Here is a 15,045-nt window from a genome sequence, read left to right as displayed (position 1 = left end):
CGCCAGTACGTCCTCGAGCAGATGGAGCGGATCGCCCCCGTGAACGCCCGCGGCGTGGCGGGAAGAGGAATCGCTAGCGGTCGCTGAATCGGGGAGGTCGCTTCTCCTGAAAGGCGCGGATGCCCTCGGCGGAGTCCGGCGATCCCCAGCAGAGCTCCTGCGCCTGGCGCTCGAAGAGCAGCATGGCGGGCAGCGAGCTGGTGAGGCTGCGGCGCAGCGCCTCGCGGGCGGCCAGGAACGAGCGGCGCGGCAGCGTGGCCAACTGCCGGGCGAACGCCCGCGTCTCGGCCGCAAGCTCTTCCCGGGGGACGACGCGGGTGACCAGGCCGATGGCGAGCGCCTCCGCCGCCGCCACCATCCTTCCGGTGGCGCAGAGATCGAGAGCCCGCCCCGCTCCCACGAGACGGGGCAGGAAGTAGGTCCCGCCCCAGTCGGGATGCAGCCCGATCCGGGCGAACGTCTCGCCGAGGCTGGCGCTCGCCGCGGCGAGACGGAAGTCGCAGGCGAGCGCCAGGTTGCAGCCGGCTCCCGCGGCCGCTCCGGGGAGGCTGGCCAAAGAGGGCTTTGGCAGGGCGGCCAGGGCGGCGGCGATCCGGCCGCCGATCTCCATCAGGCGTCCGAGCCCTTCGAACCCTTCCCCCTCCTCCTTCATCGCGGCCATCACCGACAGGTCCCCGCCCGCGCAGAACGAATCGCCCGCTCCCGTGAGCACCAGGCAACGGACGTCGGCAGCCCCGCCGGCTTCGAGGATCTTCTCGAGCAGATCCTCGCGCATCCGCCCGGAAAGGGCGTTGCTGCGCTCGGGCCGGTTCAGGGTGAGCCAGGCGACGCCCTCTTCGACCCGGTAGACGACGGTCTCGGAGGGGCGAGCGGCGGAAGCGCTCCGGCGGCCGCCCTGTCCGCGGGCTCGCCGCCCAGCCCCCCGCCCAGCCTTTGTCTTCATTCCACGTCGACCCAGACGCTCTTGATCTGCGTGTAGGCCTCCAGGGCGGCGGAGCCCAGCTCGCGGCCGTAGCCGCTGCGCTTGTAGCCGCCGAACGGCAGCGCCGGGTCGTAGCGGTTGTAGGTGTTGATCCAGACCGTCCCGGCCTTCAGGGCCCGGGCGACCCGGTGCGCCTTGGCGACGTCGCGCGTCCAGATCCCGGCCGCCAGGCCGTACGGAGAGGCGTTCGCCTGCGCGACGGCCTCCTCGGGATCGGAGAACTCCAGGGTGGACAGGACCGGGCCGAAGATCTCCTCGCGGGCTATCCTCATCTCGGGCTTCACCTGATCGAAGATGGTGGGCAGCACGAAGTTGCCATTGAGGCCGGCCACTTCCGTCCGCTCGCCGCCGGCCACCAGCCGCGCCCCTTCCTCTTTGCCCGAGGCGATGTAGCGCAGGACCTTCTCCATCTGGGCCTGGCTCACGAGCGCCCCGAAGCGGGTCTTCGGATCGAGCGGATCGCCCGGGACGGTTTTCTTCGCCCGTCCGGCGAGCTTGTCGAGGAACTCCTCGTGAATCCGCTTCTCGACGAACAGTCGCGAGCCGGCGGCGCAGACCTCCCCTTTGCCGTAGAAGATGCCGACGGTCGCGCCGCGGACTGCCGCCTCCAGGTCGGCGTCGGCGAAGACGATGTTCGGCGACTTCCCTCCCAGCTCCAGCGTGATCCGCTTCAGGGTGTCCGAGCCGCTCTTCATGATTTCGACGCCGGTCCGGGTGTCGCCGGTGAAGGCGATCTTGTCGACGCCCGGATGGCGGACGAGAGCCATTCCCGCGACCGAGCCCTTGCCGGTGACGACGTTCAGGACGCCGTCGGGGAGGCCGGCGTCTTTCACGATCTCCGCGAACTTGAGAGCCGAAAGGGGAGTGTTCGAGGAGGGCTTCACGATCACGGTGTTGCCCGCGGCCAAGGCGGGAGCGATCTTCCAGGAGGCGAGAAGCAAGGGAAAGTTCCAGGGGACGATGGCCGCCACGACGCCGAGGGGCTCGCGCAGCGTGTAGGTGAAGGCGCCGGGGCGGGCGGGAATCGTCTCGCCGGTGATCTTCGTGGCCCAGCCGGCGTAATACTGGAAGATCTCGGCGACCAGCGGAATGTCCACCTGGCGCGATTCGAAGATCGGCTTGCCGTTGTCCAGCGTCTCGAGACGCGCCACTTCGTCGGCGCGCTGCATCAGCAGATCGGCGATGCGCCAGAGAACACGCGAGCGGTCGGCGGCGCTCATCTTGGGCCACGGGCCCTGCTCGAAGGCCTTGCGGGCCGCCTGGACCGCGGCGTCGACGTCCGTCTCGTCGGCTTCGGCTACGCGGCAGAGAGCCTGGTTGGTGGCGGGATTGATCGTCTCGAAGGTGCGCCCCGAACGGGCGTCGATCCACACTCCGCCGATGAACAATTTCCCGGCGGGAAGGGAAGAGGTCGCTTCATTGGGCATGTTTAAAGAGCTCCTGTCCGGACATCCGGGCGGTGGAAGGCGGGTTCGCTTCGCGTGCGACGCGGCGGATCATAGCAGCGGAGAATCGAAGGCGTCAATTGAGAAGGCGGAGGGGTTTCGGCGGGCGGGTCGCGACCCACTCCGCGAACCGTTCGGTAACTGCTCGACGATTTTGTAAGTCGCCCGGAATTCGTTTCCGCCCGGCGGCGGGCGGGCGGCGACGACCCCCGGCAGGCAGCATTCCGCAAATGGCCTTCCGGCGAAGCTTGCGAGCGAAGTGGTTTCTTTTGACCCAGCCGCTCGGGGCGGGCATTCGAATTGCTACCTTCTTGAAGTCGCAAGCGGGCCGAGGATGCCTTAGGGGGTGAATAAACGACCGGGTCCCCGTTGCAACCATCCTCGGCCCGCTCCTTTTCATTCCAGCCACGCCGTTTCCCTCGAAATTGACCCGTCCGCCTCTCCCCGTTAGAATCGACCCATGTCGCCGCGCCGCGCCGCGCCGTTCGTCCTTGCGTGGATCCTCCTCGCCGGAGCCTCCGCCTTCGTCCCCGCCGCGCCGGCCGAAGAGCAGGAAGTCGGTCTTTACGACTACGCCATGAACGAGCTCGACGGGAAAGAGACCAACCTCTCCGCCTACAAGGGAAAAGTCCTGGTGGTGGAGTTCTTCGCCACCTGGTGTCCCCCCTGCCGGAAGGATCTCCCGGCCGTGACCGCCCTGGCGCCGAAGTATCCTCCGGAAAAAGTCGCCTTCATCGCGGTTTCGGCCGACGCCGTCTCGAAGACGGTCGAGAAGGTTCCCGCCTTCGTCCGGGAGGCGGAGATCAAGGTGCCGGTGCTGCTCGGAGGCGGGATCTTCATCGACAAGTTCGCGGGGATCGACAAGCGGGGGGGGCGCGAGGTGACCCTGCCACAAACCTACGTGTTTTCCGGAGAGGGAGAGATCCTGATGCGCCTCATCGGGGATCAGAAATCGAAAGCGAAGATCCTCTCCGAGGAGCTCGATCGGATCCTCCGAGAGGCCCGCCCCGCCGGGGCCGCCCCGTGAGCGGCGTCGTCGACGCCCACCTTCACATCCAACCCTGGGAGCAGATGAAGCCGGACGTCCTCGCGACGATGCGCCGGGGGCACCCCGACTTCGAGACGCTCATGCAGTATTCCCGATCCCCGGGAAGCTTTTTGGAGCATCTCGACCGGGAAGGGATCGAAAAGGCGATCCTGGTGAATTACGTGAGCCCCGATCTGATGGGGTTCACCGACGAGGTCAACTCCTACGTCGCCGGCTATTGCCGGGGGCACGCCGATCGGCTGCTGCCGATGGGCTCGGTCCATCCGCGGTTCACGGCCGATCCGGCCGGGGACGTCGATCGCCTGGCGGAGATGGGAATCCGGGCGCTGAAGATTCATCCTCCCCACCAGCTCTTCCATCCCAACGCGTACCGCCACGGAGATCTCCCGGGACTCGCGACGATCTACGAAAAAGCCGCCGAGCATTCGCTGCCGGTGATGTTCCACACCGGCACGTCGATCTTCCCGGGAGCCAGGAACCTCTACGGCGATCCGATCCACCTCGACGACGTGGCAGTCGATTTCCCGAAGCTCACGATCGTGATGGCCCACGGAGGCAGGCCGCTGTGGGGCGATACGGCGTTCTTCCTCCTGAGGCGCTTCCCGAACGTCTTCATGGACATTTCGGGGATTCCGCCCCGCTCGGTGCTGAAGATGTTCCCGCGGCTGGAAGAGATCTCGGGCAAGGTTCTGTTCGGCTCCGACTGGCCCGGGCCCTCGGTGCCCGCGATTTCGAGGAACGTCGAGGAGATCCGGCAGCTGCCGATTTCGGAGCAGGCGCGGCGCCGGATTCTCCGGGAGAACGCGCTGGCGGTGTATCGGTATTCCTGAGGAGAGATCGTGTCCGATTCCCCCGTCGGCCCCGCCATGCTCCTGCCGGGCGCGGAGCATTTCAACCGCGGCGACTATTTCGAGGCCCACGAAGAATGGGAGAAGACCTGGTACGGCACGGAAGGGGAGGAGAACCGCTTCCTGAAAGGGCTGATCCAGGTTGCGGTCGCCTTGTACCACCTCGAATCGGGGAACCTTCCCGGCGCCCGCAAGGTGATGGGGACGGCGCTGGGCTACCTTCAGGAATTCCCCGCGGAACGGGGCGGGGTCGATCTGGACCACTTGCGCTCGCAGGTCCTTCCCCTCTTCCGAGAGATGGAGGCGGGAAGGGATCCCTATCCGATGATGGAGGCGTCCCCTCCCCGAATCATCGTCCGGACGAGCTGAGAGACGGATTTCTCCGAAAACCCGGAGCCGGGAAGGCTCGTGCGCGTCGCGCGATGCGGAGGGACGGTGCAGGACGCAGGAAAGCCCAGGATCGTCGTCGTCGGCGGCGGGATCGTCGGCTGCTCCATCGCCCGGGAGCTGTCGGGATGCGGCTGCCGGGTCGTCCTGGTCGAGCGCGACCGGATCGGAGCGCAGGCCTCCTCCGCTTCGGCGGGTATCCTCTGCCCCCAAGTCGAGGCGGAGGCCCCCTCCCCGCTGCTTGATCTCGGGATGGAGTCGCTCCGCCTCTTTCCCGGGTTCGTGGAGCGGGTCCGGAAGGAGACCGGCATCGATCCCGAGCTGGACACCCCGGGCAGCCTCTTGCTGGACCTCACGCGCGAGGACGAGCAAGCCTCGCAGGCGCAGCGCGCCTGGCAGGAAGAGGCCCGGCTGCCGGTGGAGAAGGTGGGGCCCGACGATCTCGCGCGTCTGGAGCCCGGTCTCGGCCAGGCGATCCGGGGAGGCCTCTATTTCCCCGGAAGCGCGCGCGTCGATCCCCGTGCCCTGACGCGGGGGGTGGCGATGGCGGCGCGGGCGCGGGGCGCGGAGATCCGGGAAGGGGCGCCGGTTGCGGGACTGCAAAGGGCCGGAGACAAGGTGACCGGAGTCGTCCTCGCCGGCGGCGAGATCCTGGAGGCGGACGAGGTCGTCCTCGCCTCGGGAGCCTGGTCGTCGAGCTTGCTCCCCGAAACGGCGCCCGCTATCGTTCCCATCCGCGGGCAGATGATCGTCTTCGACGCGCCGCGCCCCCCGAGAGCGCACGTCCTGATCACCCGCCACGCCTATCTGGTTCCGCGGCGCGACGGGACCGTCCTCGTCGGGAGCACGACCGAGAACGCCGGCTTCAAGAAAGAGGTCACGCCGAAAACGCTGCTCCGGCTTACCGCCGCGGCTCTCGCAATCGACCCGTCGCTTTCGGCCGCGAGCTTCGCGACCGCCTGGTCGGGCCTCAGGCCGGCGGCCGCCGACGGCTTGCCGGTGCTTGGAAGGGTGGGCGCGGGACTCGTCGCCGCGACGGGACATTACCGCAACGGAATCCTCCTGGCTCCGATCACCGCGGCCCTGGTGACGGATCTGATCCTCCGGGGGGCGGCGGGCCGGCCGCTCGACCCCTTCTCGCCGCGGCGGCGCCCGCCTTCGCCCGGCGTCCTTCCCGAACGATGCTGACCCGCCTGGCGCGGAAGATCCCGGCCTGGGGGCTCGGCTTGGTGCTCCTCTCGGCCGGGCTCCTCAAGGGGGCCGATCCCGCCGAGTTCGTGCGGCAGGTCGGAACCTACGGCATCCTCACCGGCAAGGCGGCCGCCACACTGGCCTACCTGCTTATTCCCCTGGAGGTGGTCCTCGGCGCGGCGCTCCTCGCCGGATACCGCACCCGATGGGCGGCCGCGGCCGGATCGATTCTCATGGCCATCTTCATGGCGGCGACCGCCTACGCCTGGTCCCAGGGGAAGGTGGAGGGGTGTGGATGCTTCGGGTCCCTCGCTTCGCGGACCCCCGGCCAGGTCCTGGTCGAAGACTCGGTCTTTCTCGGCCTGGGAATCGCCGCCTTCTTTCTGGCTCCCCCGCGGGCGGCGGGGCCGCGATGGCGGATCGTCCCGGTCCTTACCGCCCTCGCGGCGGCCGTCCTCCTGTCGCTGACCGCCTACGCCCTGCCGCTCGATCCTCTCGTCACCGACCTGAGGATCGGGCAGGGGATCGAGAAACTGCCGTTGCGGGTCTCCCCGGTCGACTTGAGCACGGGGGACCACCTGGCCGCCCTTCTGGATCTGGATTCCACGGAGTCCCGCAAGATCGTGAGCGCCCTCAACGCGCTGTCGGGCGCCGGGGTGAGCGTGATCGCCTTCTACGGGGGCGAAGTGGATGAGAAGATCATTTTCTGCTTTAATTACAGTCCAGGCTTCGATGTGGTCGCGGTTCCCCGCCCGGAGCTGAAGCGTCTCTTCCGCAAGCTGCCGCGGTTCTTCCGAATCCGGGAGGGAAGGGTCGCGGGCATCTGGGAAGGGAGCCCGCCGAAGATCGAGGAGTTGCGCTGATGCTCCGATTCGCCCTCATTTCGCTCGTATTGGCCTCCGCCTGGGCTTTCCCGGCCGGGGCGATGCCCATCCCGCCGACCGAGCCCATTCCGCTCGCCCCGACGTCGACGTTCCGTGTCGAGGTGGACGGCGCCGAGGTCCGCGCCCCGGAAACCTATCTGGTGGGGCGAGGCGGTCTGCTCATCATGAAGTGCGCGCTCAAGGGACCGGTCTTCGTCATGACCTCCGATCAGACGGTCCGCTACATCCCTCCCCAGAACGTCATCCGGGACGCGGAGGGAAACGTGAGCCTGAAGGGAGCTCCGTCGGATCCAATCTGCAGCTATCAAGTCAACGCGGGGCAGATCCTGTTCCAGGCGGAGGGGCGCAAGGTGCGCCTCAGCCCGCGGGCGCCGCTGGTGGGACCGCGGACGCTGGAGGAGATCATCGAGTTCGACCCTGACTACGAGAGTCGCATCAAAGGGTACAAACCCGACGCGGAGGCGGTGGCGTTCCTGAGCAAGTATTCGAAGAAGACCGACATCCAGATCTATTTCGGAAGCTGGTGCAGCCACTGCGAAGCCTGGGTCCCGCGCCTGATCAAGGCGATCCAGTCGGCCGCGAACGCCTCGCTCGAAACCCACTTCGTCGCCCTGCCGATGAACATCCCGAGCGACCCAGCCGCCCGCGCCAAAGGAATCCAGGGCGTGCCGACGATCCTGCTCGTTCAGGATGGACGGGAAGTCGGACGACTCAACGGCCCTCCCGAGGCGGGAAGCTTCGAGGGGGCGGTCGTGAAGCTCCTGCGCAACAACGGCACCTGATTCCCCGACAATCCGGAAAGCCCTCTCAGGCTCCGCTCTCTGCGGGCGGCACGTCGGCCGCGGAGAGATCGGGACCCGGCTCGGCGGCCGGCCAGGAGGTCGCCGCGGCCCCGCGGCCGTCGCCGGCCGTGTCGCGGAGAATCGTCACGACCCGGCGCAAGATGGAAATCGGAATGTCCTGGTGACAGGGGATTTCGAGGATGCTGCGCCGCAGATGCGCCACCTCGGGAAACTCGGTGAGATCGCACAGGGGGTGCGATCCCCGCCAGAAGTCCACCGCCTCGATCCCCATGGCGTTGAGCTGGCGCGCGGCGAGTCGGTTGTCTTCGACGACGAAGGGATAGAAGAAGGGGGACACTCCCGGGGTGAGGCGGGGGAACAGCGGCTCCGAGACGTCGCGCAGGCCCTCCAGCAAGCAAAGGTAGTTGCGCCGTTGGGCGGCGCGGATCCGATCGAAATCCTGGGAGAGGGCGATGCGCAGGGAGACGGAGCTCATGCCAAGATCGAGGTGGTCCCGGCTGAAGTGCTCGCTGCCGGTGAGCACCGGAGACACGCCGGAGGCCCGGAGCGTTCCTTTCCCGAGCCGCAGGGCGAGCCGCCGCGCCGCGCGCCCGGGCCTACCGCCCCGCAGGGCCAGGCGCCTCAGGAGCGAGGAAGCCATGAGGCTGAAGGTCGAAGCGAGAGGCGCCGGACGCGGCTCGGGGACGTTCGGGAGCTCCGCATTGTTGATCACCAGCGCCCCGCCGTTCGGCACGGGGAGCCCTTTGTAGAGGCAGAAGATTGCCGCGTCTCCCGTGCGGCCCAGCGGCTCGCCGGCGTCCAGCGTCAGCAATGCGTGGGCGCAGTCCTCGATCAGGTAAAGGCCGCGCCGGCGCGCCATCTCCTTCATCTCACGGGCGGGCCCCGGGAAGCCCGCGAAGTGGGTCAGGTGCAGGGCCCGCGTGGCGGGCCGGATCCGCCGCTCCACGTCGTCGAGGTCGACTTCCATGCGACGCCCGATCCGGTAGAAGCTCACCCGGGCGCCGGCGTCGAGCAGGGCCTCCACCTCCACGCCATGATGATAGGCGGGGAGGAGCACCTCCCGGCCCTCCAGGCGGAGGATCTTGACGAGGCGCCAGAGCGCGTTGCGCGCGAAATAGAAATAGCGGACCGAGGAGGAAGAGAAGGGGTGCGGCGGCCGCCGGCGCGGGCGGCGGAGCAGCATGCCGGGCGAGAGCGTGGTGAACGCCGGGACGAAAAGATCGGGTCCCCTCATTCCGGCCTCCGGAGCTCCCAGAGCCGCTTGACGCGCGGCAGCCAGTCGAACTTCGCTTTCTTCAGCAGCCGCCCCACGGCATTGTCCCGGAACACGAACAGCCAATCGTGGCGCCGCACCCCGCTGCTCCAGCGCAGCTTCCACTCGTCGTCCGAGCCGAGGAAATCGAGGCGGCGCAGGCGGCGCGCCAGCGCATCCTGCAGGACGGAGTCGATCAGCACGAGCCCCGGGCTGAACCGCCCGAACGCCTCGTCGTACCCCAGCTTGGGCAGGAAGTAGGCCCCCGCGTAGGTCAATCCGTAGTGAAAGGCGATCGTTCTGCCGTCGAGCTTCAGACGGAAGAAGGAGAGGTGGCCCGACCGGGACGCCTCCTCGGCGAGCCGGGTGTAGAACAGGGCGGTGTCCTCGTCCTGGGCGCACGCCGTCCCTTGGCGCCCTTTCCAGCCGAGGCCCTCCATCTCGAAGAACTCGTTCAGAGCCTCTCTGATCCCCTCCGTCGTCAGGCGCTCCAGGCGAAGCTCCCCCTGCTCGAGGAGCTGCCGGCGCCGCCGGCGCACGAGCGACTGAAGCTGGCCGGATCCCCACCTCGGCAGCCGGCCGTCTTCGGGGGACAGGTCGAGATAGGGGCTGCGCTGCGATTCCCATGAGGCCGCCGGGAAGCCGGCCCTCCGGGCGGCGCGGACCAGGTGATGCGCCTGCCCGTCCTCCGGGACGTCGATCAGCTTCAGGACGTCCCAGCTGCCGTCGTTGCCGAGGTAATCGAAGAACAGCTTGCCCGCCGCCGCTCCCGCTTCGGCGAGGAGATCCCACCGGCAGGAATGGCTGTTCGCGGTCGCGACCAGCTCGCGAACCGGAAGTCCGTGGAGCGATCCGTAGCGCTGCATCAGGGGGAGCGCGGCGGTGAGCCGCCCCGCCGCGTCGCGTCCCGTGAGGATCCGGAGCCGCGCATCCTTCGCGAAACTCTCCATCCAGATTCGCAGGAACTCGTGGCGGTGAAAGAACTCGTTGGTGGTCGCCTCGACGAGCGCGTTCCATTCGCGCTCCAGCTCCTTGAAGGCGGGCAGATCGTTCACCTCGCCGATCTCGAGCGCCGCCAAGGGATGCGCGGAGTGCGCCCGCATGGCTCAGGATCCTCCTTCGCTGGCGGAGCCGAGGAGCGGGCCCCTATGGAAGAACGACCCGATCATCCGGCGGGCCGCGGGAGCCCAGGTGAACTTCGCCCCTCTCAGGGCGCGTCCCCAGGAATCGTTCCGGAACATGAATAGCCAGCTGTGGGAGCGCGAGCTCTCGGTCCAGGCCCGCTTCCATTCGAGATCGCAGCCGAGGAAATCGAACTCCCGGACGCCCTCCGCGAGGCAGTCGCGCAAGACCTCCTCCACCAGGAGGTGCCCGGGGCTGCACTCCCGGAAGGACTCGTCATAGCTCGTGAGGAGGAGGGAGTAGACGCGGCGGCGCGTCAGGCCGTAATGAAAGGCGATCAACTTGCCGTCGAGCTTCAGCAGGGACAAGGAGAAAGAGCCGCCGCTGCGCTCGGCGAGGGAACGGTAGAAGCTGCCGATCCGCGGGTCGCGTTGCGCGCTGTCGCCGTGCTTTCCCTTCCAGCCGCGCCCTTCCAGCCGGAAGCACGCGTCGAGGATCTTCGCGAGCCCCGGGCCGGCCCCGACGCGCTCCACCTCGACGCGGCCGCGGCGCTCGAGGAGCCGGCGGCGGCGCCGGAGATTGGAGCGGAATTTCGAGCTCCACAGGCCGGCCAGATCGTCGAACGAGGCGGGGAGCGGAAGGTAGGGACTCTTCTGCGCCGGATAGATCCCGGCCGGCCAGCCGGCCCCGCAGGCCGCGTCATAGAGATGCCAGGCGCTCCCCTGGGGAGGGACGTCGGCGAGCCGGAGCAAGTCCCATTCTCTCTGGGCGGCCAGCCGGGCGAGAAAAAACGGCGCCGCCGCGGCGGGATCCAGAGCCAGAAAGTCGAAACGGAAGGAATGCACGTTCGTCGGGGAGGACCATTCGCGCACGCCCAGGCCGAGGAGCCGGGAGCGCCGCTCGATCAGGGGGAGCAGCGCGACCAGCCGATCCCGCTCGTCCCGGCCCGTGAGAATCCGGAGGGACGCGCCGGGGGCGAAGCTCTCGATCCAGCTTCGCACGTATTCATGGCGATGGAAGGGCTCGTCGTGGGTCGATTCCGCCAGAGCGTTCCACTCCTTCTTCAGGCGGAGGAAGGCCGAAGGCTCCGTCACCAGGCTCACGCGCAACTGGGCCCCTGGCGCGACGCTCCGGACCGCGTCGCGAGCGCCGGCGATGCTCGAGTCGGGCATCCTCGTGGCCTGCGCCATCGGGCGTCCTCGGAAATGATCGGGCCGGGTCCCCCGGCACCGGGTTCACCTTTCATGATATGAACCCGGTCTGCCGGCTGAAAATCAGGAATCTCCTGGATTGCCGGCGGAAAATCCCCGACCCGCGCCGCTACATCCGGTGCCGCTCGGCCGTCCGCGCCGTCATTTGAGGCTGCAGGTCGGCATCGACATTGACCGACGTCTCCGCCAACTCGGTGAGGATCTTGTCGGTGTCGCCTTCCTCGTCGAGAGTCTGCTGGAGCAGCTCGGCCTGATCTTCGAACGTGAGCAGTCTGGCCCAGGTCCGGACCGTTCCGTAACCGGCCATCTCGTAGTGCTCGACGTGCTGGGCGGCCGAGATCAATCCGGCGTCGAGCACGCCGGGCTCGGGATCCTCCTGGATCAGCTCGGCGCCCTCCTTCAGGAGGCCCTCCATGCCGACGCACTTCTTGCCTTTCGGGCTCACTTCCAGGCCCTTGAAAATCTGCTCCAGCCGCTCCACGTGGGTTTGCGTCTGCCGCTCGTGCGCCGAGAAAGCCTCCTTCAGCTTCTGGTGACCGGCGGCCTTGATCATCTTGGGGAGCGCCTTGAGAATCTGCTTCTCGGCGCTGTAAAGGTCCTTGAGCTGCTCGACATACAGAGCTTCAAGAGTAGCGAGTTCCATGGCGAACCTCCAGGGGGGTTGATGGATTGGCGCCGGCGTTGCGCCTCGAACCCGGCGACATTTCCATCCTAGGAGCGGGGCGGGGGTGAGCCAATGGGGTGAATCCCTACCGGGCCCAGGGGATGAATCGGCCCAGGGTGAATCGGCCAGAGTCAGGCGACGCGCGGCTTCGGGCGTCTCGCGATGTAGGAATAATCGCGAGCTTGGGCGTGGATCCGCCGGATGTCGGCGAGGCTGAAGTAGCGGGACAGGAGAGCCGTCTCCTTCGTTTGATCGGTCCCCGAGACGGTGGTGTTGTCGGTGCAGATCGCCACCGGAACGCCGCGCTGGACGAATTCCGCGATGGGATGCGGCGCGCCGCGCCGGACCGCGCCGGTCTGATAGTTGGAGGTCGGACAGCACTCCACCAGGATCTTGTCCCGGGCCAGCCGGCGCATCAGCGAGCGATCCCGCACGGCCGAGCAGGCATGGCCGATCCGCGACACGCCGAGATCGTCGATCGTCTGCCAGACCACTTCCGGGCCGACCTCCTCGCCCGAATGAGCCGTGACCCCCAGGCCCCCCCGGGAGGCGACTTCATACGCTTCGCGGAACAGGCGCGGCGGCGTGGAGCGCTCGGGTCCCGCGATGTCGAAGCCGACGACGCCGCAGCGCTCGTGAAGGTGCTGCGCCTCCGAGATCGCCTGGCGCGCGACGATCTTGGCAATGTGAGGGCCGTGCTGGCGCATGGCGATGATGATCAGGCCGCAGCGCACGCCGTGCCGCTTCGAGGCCCGATTCAATCCGCTCAGGACGGCGCGGATCGCCTGGCGCAGCGTCAGCCCGGCGTAGGTGTGGATGACCGGCGAATAACGCAATTCCAGCGTCTCCACCCCGTGGCGCGCCGCTTCGGCGACGATCCCTTCGGTGAGGACCTGGATGTTCTCGTAGAACTGGGTGATCCAGAGCGGGTAGTGGAACTTGTCGAGGTAGGTGAGGAGGGTCCCCTCTTCTCCCGGCTGAATCGTCAGGAGCTGGCGCATCGCCGAAAGGGTCGGAACGGGATTCAGGCGGTGCCGCCGCATCATGGCCCAGATCTTCCCCGGCGGGATCGAGCCGTCGACGTGCTGGTGGAGCTCGGTCTTCCTCATGCGTCGGATGGCTTCGGCGGCAGCGCGCAAGCTCCCCCCTCCTCGGCGAAACCGGCGGGGATTCTAGCCCACGGCGCCGCGGAAAGATAGAGTGCGGAGCGCCCTAGCGCGCCTCTTCGCGGGACAGGCTGCGCGACAGGCTGCGCGACAGGAGCAGGCCGAGAAAGGCCACCGCCGAGGAGGCGCCGAAAAGGCCTTGGAGGCCGATTCTCTCGACGAGCGCCGCGGCGCCGAAGAAACCGGCGAGGTTGCCGAGACCGTAGGTCAGGGAGCTGTAGAGACTCTGGCCGGAGCTGCGCAGCGCCGGCGGAAAGAGACGGTGCGTGTGACCGACCGCGGCGACGTGAAACAGCCCGAACGTGAAGGCGTGCAAGAGCTGGGCGAGCAGCAGGAGAGGGACAGCGGCGGAGGCGGTCAGGATCAACCAGCGCACGACGGCGGCCGCCAGGCAGATGGCCAGCAGAGGGGGCGCTTTCAGGCGGACCAGGAGGGGGCGCGAGGCGAGCATCATCACGACCTCGGCGACCACCGCCAGGTTCCAGAACCCTCCGATGAGGCTGCGGGAGTACCCGAGCCGGTCGAGGTAGATCGAGTAGTAGGCGTAATAGGCGCCATGACTCGCCTGCATCAGCGCCGTGACGGCGAAGAAGGCGATCACCGGACGCCGCCACAGCTCGCGGCCCAGGCTGCGGTGGGAAGGGGGCGGGCCGGGGGGGGATTCTCCCTGCAGGGCGAACGCCGGGAAGACGGCCAGGACGGAGATGCCGAGAATCCCGGCCAGCACCGCGCGCGCCGGTGCGACGTCCAGGATCCAGCCGAAGACGAGCGTGGCGGCGATGTACCCGATCGAGCCCCAGAGGCGCAGTCGCCCGTAGTCGAAGCCCCGCTTCTCCGCCTCCTCCTGCACGATCCCCTCCACCAGGGGCACCGCCGGAACGAGGAGGAAGCCGTAAAGGAACATCACCCCCGCCATCCTGGCGAAATCATGCAGGGCGAAGAGGAGGGAGAAGACCCCGGCGCCGGCGATCTGCGAGAGGATGACCAAGAGCCGGCGTCTTCCCGTACGATCGGCCCAGAGACCCCAGAAGACGGGGAAAAGGAAGCGGCTCACGGGCGCCAGGGCCATCAGCACGCCGATCTCCGTGCCGCCGAAGCCGAGCGACTTCAAGTAGAGCGGGAAGAAGGGGACGTAGATGCCGAGAACGGAGAACTGGGCGAAGTAGAACGCTCCCAGGGCGAGGTATTGTCTGCGGCGCTCCAAAGCGATCATCAATTTCGGATATCATAGGAGAACTCGCGGCGGCGTCGCAACGGCGCCGGGAGAGGGAGGGAAATCCTGGAGCAGGTCCTGACCGAACTCCAGCAGATGGTCCACGCGCCCGGCGGGGCGCTGCCGCTCGACCGGGGCGCTCTGTTGATCGCCCGCTCCGAGTATCCGGATCTCGACCACGCGCGCTACCTTGCCGAGTTCGACCGTCTCTCCGCCATGACCCGGCGCCGCCTGCCGGCCTCACGCGACGCCCTGAAAACCCTCGAGGCGCTCAACGCCGTTCTCTTCGGGGAGGAAGGGTATCGCGGCAACCAGGAGGATTACTACGATCCCAGGAATTCGTACATCAACGACGTGATGGATCGAAAGCTGGGGATTCCGATCACGCTGTCGGTCCTGTATCTCGAAGTGGCCCGGCGCCTCGCTCTTCCCCTGACGGGGGTCTCCTTCCCGGGCCACTTCCTGCTCCGGCTCCGGGACAAGGAGCGCGAGCTGTTCGTCGACCCCTTCAACGCCGGGGAGATCCTTCTTCCCGGGGATCTGCCGGGGCGCCTGTCGACCCTCTTCGGGGCGAAAGCGGCCGAGGAGGTCCTGAGGAAGAACGAGAACCGGCTTCCGCCGGCCTTCCTCGCCGACGCCGGCCCCCGGGAGATCTTGATCCGGATGCTCACGAACCTCCGCGAGATCCACCTGCGCCGGAGGGATCTCGGGCGCGGCCGCCGGATCGTGGCGATGCTGCTTGTCCTGGCCCCCGGCGAAGAGCAGACTCTCAGCTCACTTTCCGCCATCCGCAAGATCGAGGCAGCGCTCAATTAGGAGCCCATCGCCG

The 15,045-nt window shown here is 67.9% G+C and carries 15 protein-coding genes; 7 read left to right on the top strand and 8 right to left on the bottom strand.

Translation table 11 applies throughout. The features are described 5' to 3' along the window. Positions 1-73 precede the first annotated feature (73 nt). Together VGR67_02155 and betB are read right to left on the bottom strand one after the other, a co-directional pair. Positions 74-943 carry an enoyl-CoA hydratase-related protein gene (locus VGR67_02155; protein HEV8335204.1) on the bottom strand — a complete coding sequence of 290 codons (870 nt, stop codon included), beginning with the start codon at positions 941-943 and terminating at the stop codon, positions 74-76. Continuing rightward, positions 940-2,409 carry a betaine-aldehyde dehydrogenase gene (gene betB / locus VGR67_02150; GenBank protein ID HEV8335203.1) on the bottom strand — a complete coding sequence of 490 codons (1,470 nt, stop codon included), beginning with the start codon at positions 2,407-2,409 and terminating at the stop codon, positions 940-942. Before betB ends, VGR67_02155 begins: the two co-directional genes overlap by 4 nt. Before the next feature lie 478 nt (positions 2,410-2,887). Here betB and VGR67_02145 point away from each other — a divergent pair, with 478 nt between their 5' ends. From VGR67_02145 to VGR67_02120, 6 genes are read left to right on the top strand one after another with little or no spacing between them, the layout of a single operon-like run. Next, positions 2,888-3,454 (top strand): TlpA disulfide reductase family protein, encoded by a 567-nt coding sequence (locus VGR67_02145; protein ID HEV8335202.1) that lies wholly within the window; start codon positions 2,888-2,890, stop codon positions 3,452-3,454. Next, positions 3,451-4,305, top strand: coding sequence for an amidohydrolase family protein (locus tag VGR67_02140; GenBank protein ID HEV8335201.1), 855 nt, complete (start codon positions 3,451-3,453; stop codon positions 4,303-4,305). The genes VGR67_02145 and VGR67_02140 overlap by 4 nt, the downstream gene beginning before the upstream one ends. Positions 4,306-4,314: 9 nt before the next feature. After that, the gene (locus tag VGR67_02135) at positions 4,315-4,692 is read left to right on the top strand and encodes a DUF309 domain-containing protein (GenBank protein HEV8335200.1); all 378 of its coding nucleotides are present in this window, start codon (positions 4,315-4,317) and stop codon (positions 4,690-4,692) included. 39 nt (positions 4,693-4,731) lie between these two features. Further along, positions 4,732-5,898 (top strand): glycine oxidase ThiO, encoded by a 1,167-nt coding sequence (thiO, locus tag VGR67_02130; GenBank protein HEV8335199.1) that lies wholly within the window; start codon positions 4,732-4,734, stop codon positions 5,896-5,898. After that, positions 5,892-6,764, top strand: a complete 873-nt coding sequence (locus VGR67_02125; protein ID HEV8335198.1) for a DoxX family protein — start codon at positions 5,892-5,894, stop codon at positions 6,762-6,764. The genes thiO and VGR67_02125 overlap by 7 nt, the downstream gene beginning before the upstream one ends. Beyond that, on the top strand, positions 6,764-7,567 hold the full coding sequence (locus VGR67_02120) for a thioredoxin family protein (protein ID HEV8335197.1): 804 nt from the start codon (positions 6,764-6,766) through the stop codon (positions 7,565-7,567). Before VGR67_02125 ends, VGR67_02120 begins: the two co-directional genes overlap by 1 nt. Before the next feature lie 25 nt (positions 7,568-7,592). Here VGR67_02120 and VGR67_02115 read toward each other — a convergent pair whose 3' ends face one another. From VGR67_02115 to VGR67_02090, 6 genes are all read right to left on the bottom strand, one after another. Next, positions 7,593-8,822: a DegT/DnrJ/EryC1/StrS family aminotransferase gene (locus VGR67_02115; protein ID HEV8335196.1), complete on the bottom strand. Its 1,230-nt coding sequence runs from the start codon at positions 8,820-8,822 to the stop codon at positions 7,593-7,595. Continuing rightward, on the bottom strand, positions 8,819-9,943 hold the full coding sequence (locus VGR67_02110) for a GNAT family N-acetyltransferase (protein ID HEV8335195.1): 1,125 nt from the start codon (positions 9,941-9,943) through the stop codon (positions 8,819-8,821). The genes VGR67_02115 and VGR67_02110 overlap by 4 nt, the downstream gene beginning before the upstream one ends. 3 nt (positions 9,944-9,946) lie before the next feature. Next, positions 9,947-11,152, bottom strand: coding sequence for a GNAT family N-acetyltransferase (locus tag VGR67_02105; protein ID HEV8335194.1), 1,206 nt, complete (start codon positions 11,150-11,152; stop codon positions 9,947-9,949). 130 nt (positions 11,153-11,282) lie between these two features. Next, positions 11,283-11,816: a ferritin-like domain-containing protein gene (locus VGR67_02100; protein HEV8335193.1), complete on the bottom strand. Its 534-nt coding sequence runs from the start codon at positions 11,814-11,816 to the stop codon at positions 11,283-11,285. A gap of 152 nt (positions 11,817-11,968) precedes the next feature. Beyond that, on the bottom strand, positions 11,969-12,946 hold the full coding sequence (add, locus tag VGR67_02095) for an adenosine deaminase (protein ID HEV8335192.1): 978 nt from the start codon (positions 12,944-12,946) through the stop codon (positions 11,969-11,971). Between the two features lie 103 nt (positions 12,947-13,049). Beyond that, on the bottom strand, positions 13,050-14,216 hold the full coding sequence (locus VGR67_02090) for an MFS transporter (protein ID HEV8335191.1): 1,167 nt from the start codon (positions 14,214-14,216) through the stop codon (positions 13,050-13,052). Positions 14,217-14,312: 96 nt separating this feature from the next. On the opposite strand from VGR67_02090, the gene VGR67_02085 reads away from it, so the two are divergent. Further along, on the top strand, positions 14,313-15,032 hold the full coding sequence (locus VGR67_02085) for a transglutaminase-like domain-containing protein (protein ID HEV8335190.1): 720 nt from the start codon (positions 14,313-14,315) through the stop codon (positions 15,030-15,032). Positions 15,033-15,045 lie beyond the last annotated feature (13 nt).

The sequence above is a fragment of the Candidatus Polarisedimenticolia bacterium genome, assembly GCA_036004685.1.
Lineage (GTDB): Bacteria > Acidobacteriota > Polarisedimenticolia > Gp22-AA2 > AA152 > DASYRE01.
Note: the sequence above shows the minus strand (reverse complement) of the source record. Positions and strands in the feature narration are given on the sequence as shown.

What these genes read in the sequence shown, in the direction of transcription:
- VGR67_02105 (HEV8335194.1), bottom strand. Translation starts at nt 11,152, where the DNA reads ATGGCGCAGGCCACGAGGATGCCCGACTCGAGCATCGCCGGCGCTCGC.
- VGR67_02090 (HEV8335191.1), bottom strand. Translation starts at nt 14,216, where the DNA reads ATGATCGCTTTGGAGCGCCGCAGACAATACCTCGCCCTGGGAGCGTTC.
- VGR67_02155 (HEV8335204.1), bottom strand. Translation starts at nt 943, where the DNA reads ATGAAGACAAAGGCTGGGCGGGGGGCTGGGCGGCGAGCCCGCGGACAG.
- VGR67_02110 (HEV8335195.1), bottom strand. Translation starts at nt 9,943, where the DNA reads ATGCGGGCGCACTCCGCGCATCCCTTGGCGGCGCTCGAGATCGGCGAG.
- add (HEV8335192.1), bottom strand. Translation starts at nt 12,946, where the DNA reads ATGAGGAAGACCGAGCTCCACCAGCACGTCGACGGCTCGATCCCGCCG.
- VGR67_02145 (HEV8335202.1), top strand. Translation starts at nt 2,888, where the DNA reads ATGTCGCCGCGCCGCGCCGCGCCGTTCGTCCTTGCGTGGATCCTCCTC.
- VGR67_02120 (HEV8335197.1), top strand. Translation starts at nt 6,764, where the DNA reads ATGCTCCGATTCGCCCTCATTTCGCTCGTATTGGCCTCCGCCTGGGCT.
- betB (HEV8335203.1), bottom strand. Translation starts at nt 2,409, where the DNA reads ATGCCCAATGAAGCGACCTCTTCCCTTCCCGCCGGGAAATTGTTCATC.
- VGR67_02115 (HEV8335196.1), bottom strand. Translation starts at nt 8,822, where the DNA reads ATGAGGGGACCCGATCTTTTCGTCCCGGCGTTCACCACGCTCTCGCCC.
- VGR67_02085 (HEV8335190.1), top strand. Translation starts at nt 14,313, where the DNA reads ATGGTCCACGCGCCCGGCGGGGCGCTGCCGCTCGACCGGGGCGCTCTG.
- VGR67_02125 (HEV8335198.1), top strand. Translation starts at nt 5,892, where the DNA reads ATGCTGACCCGCCTGGCGCGGAAGATCCCGGCCTGGGGGCTCGGCTTG.
- VGR67_02100 (HEV8335193.1), bottom strand. Translation starts at nt 11,816, where the DNA reads ATGGAACTCGCTACTCTTGAAGCTCTGTATGTCGAGCAGCTCAAGGAC.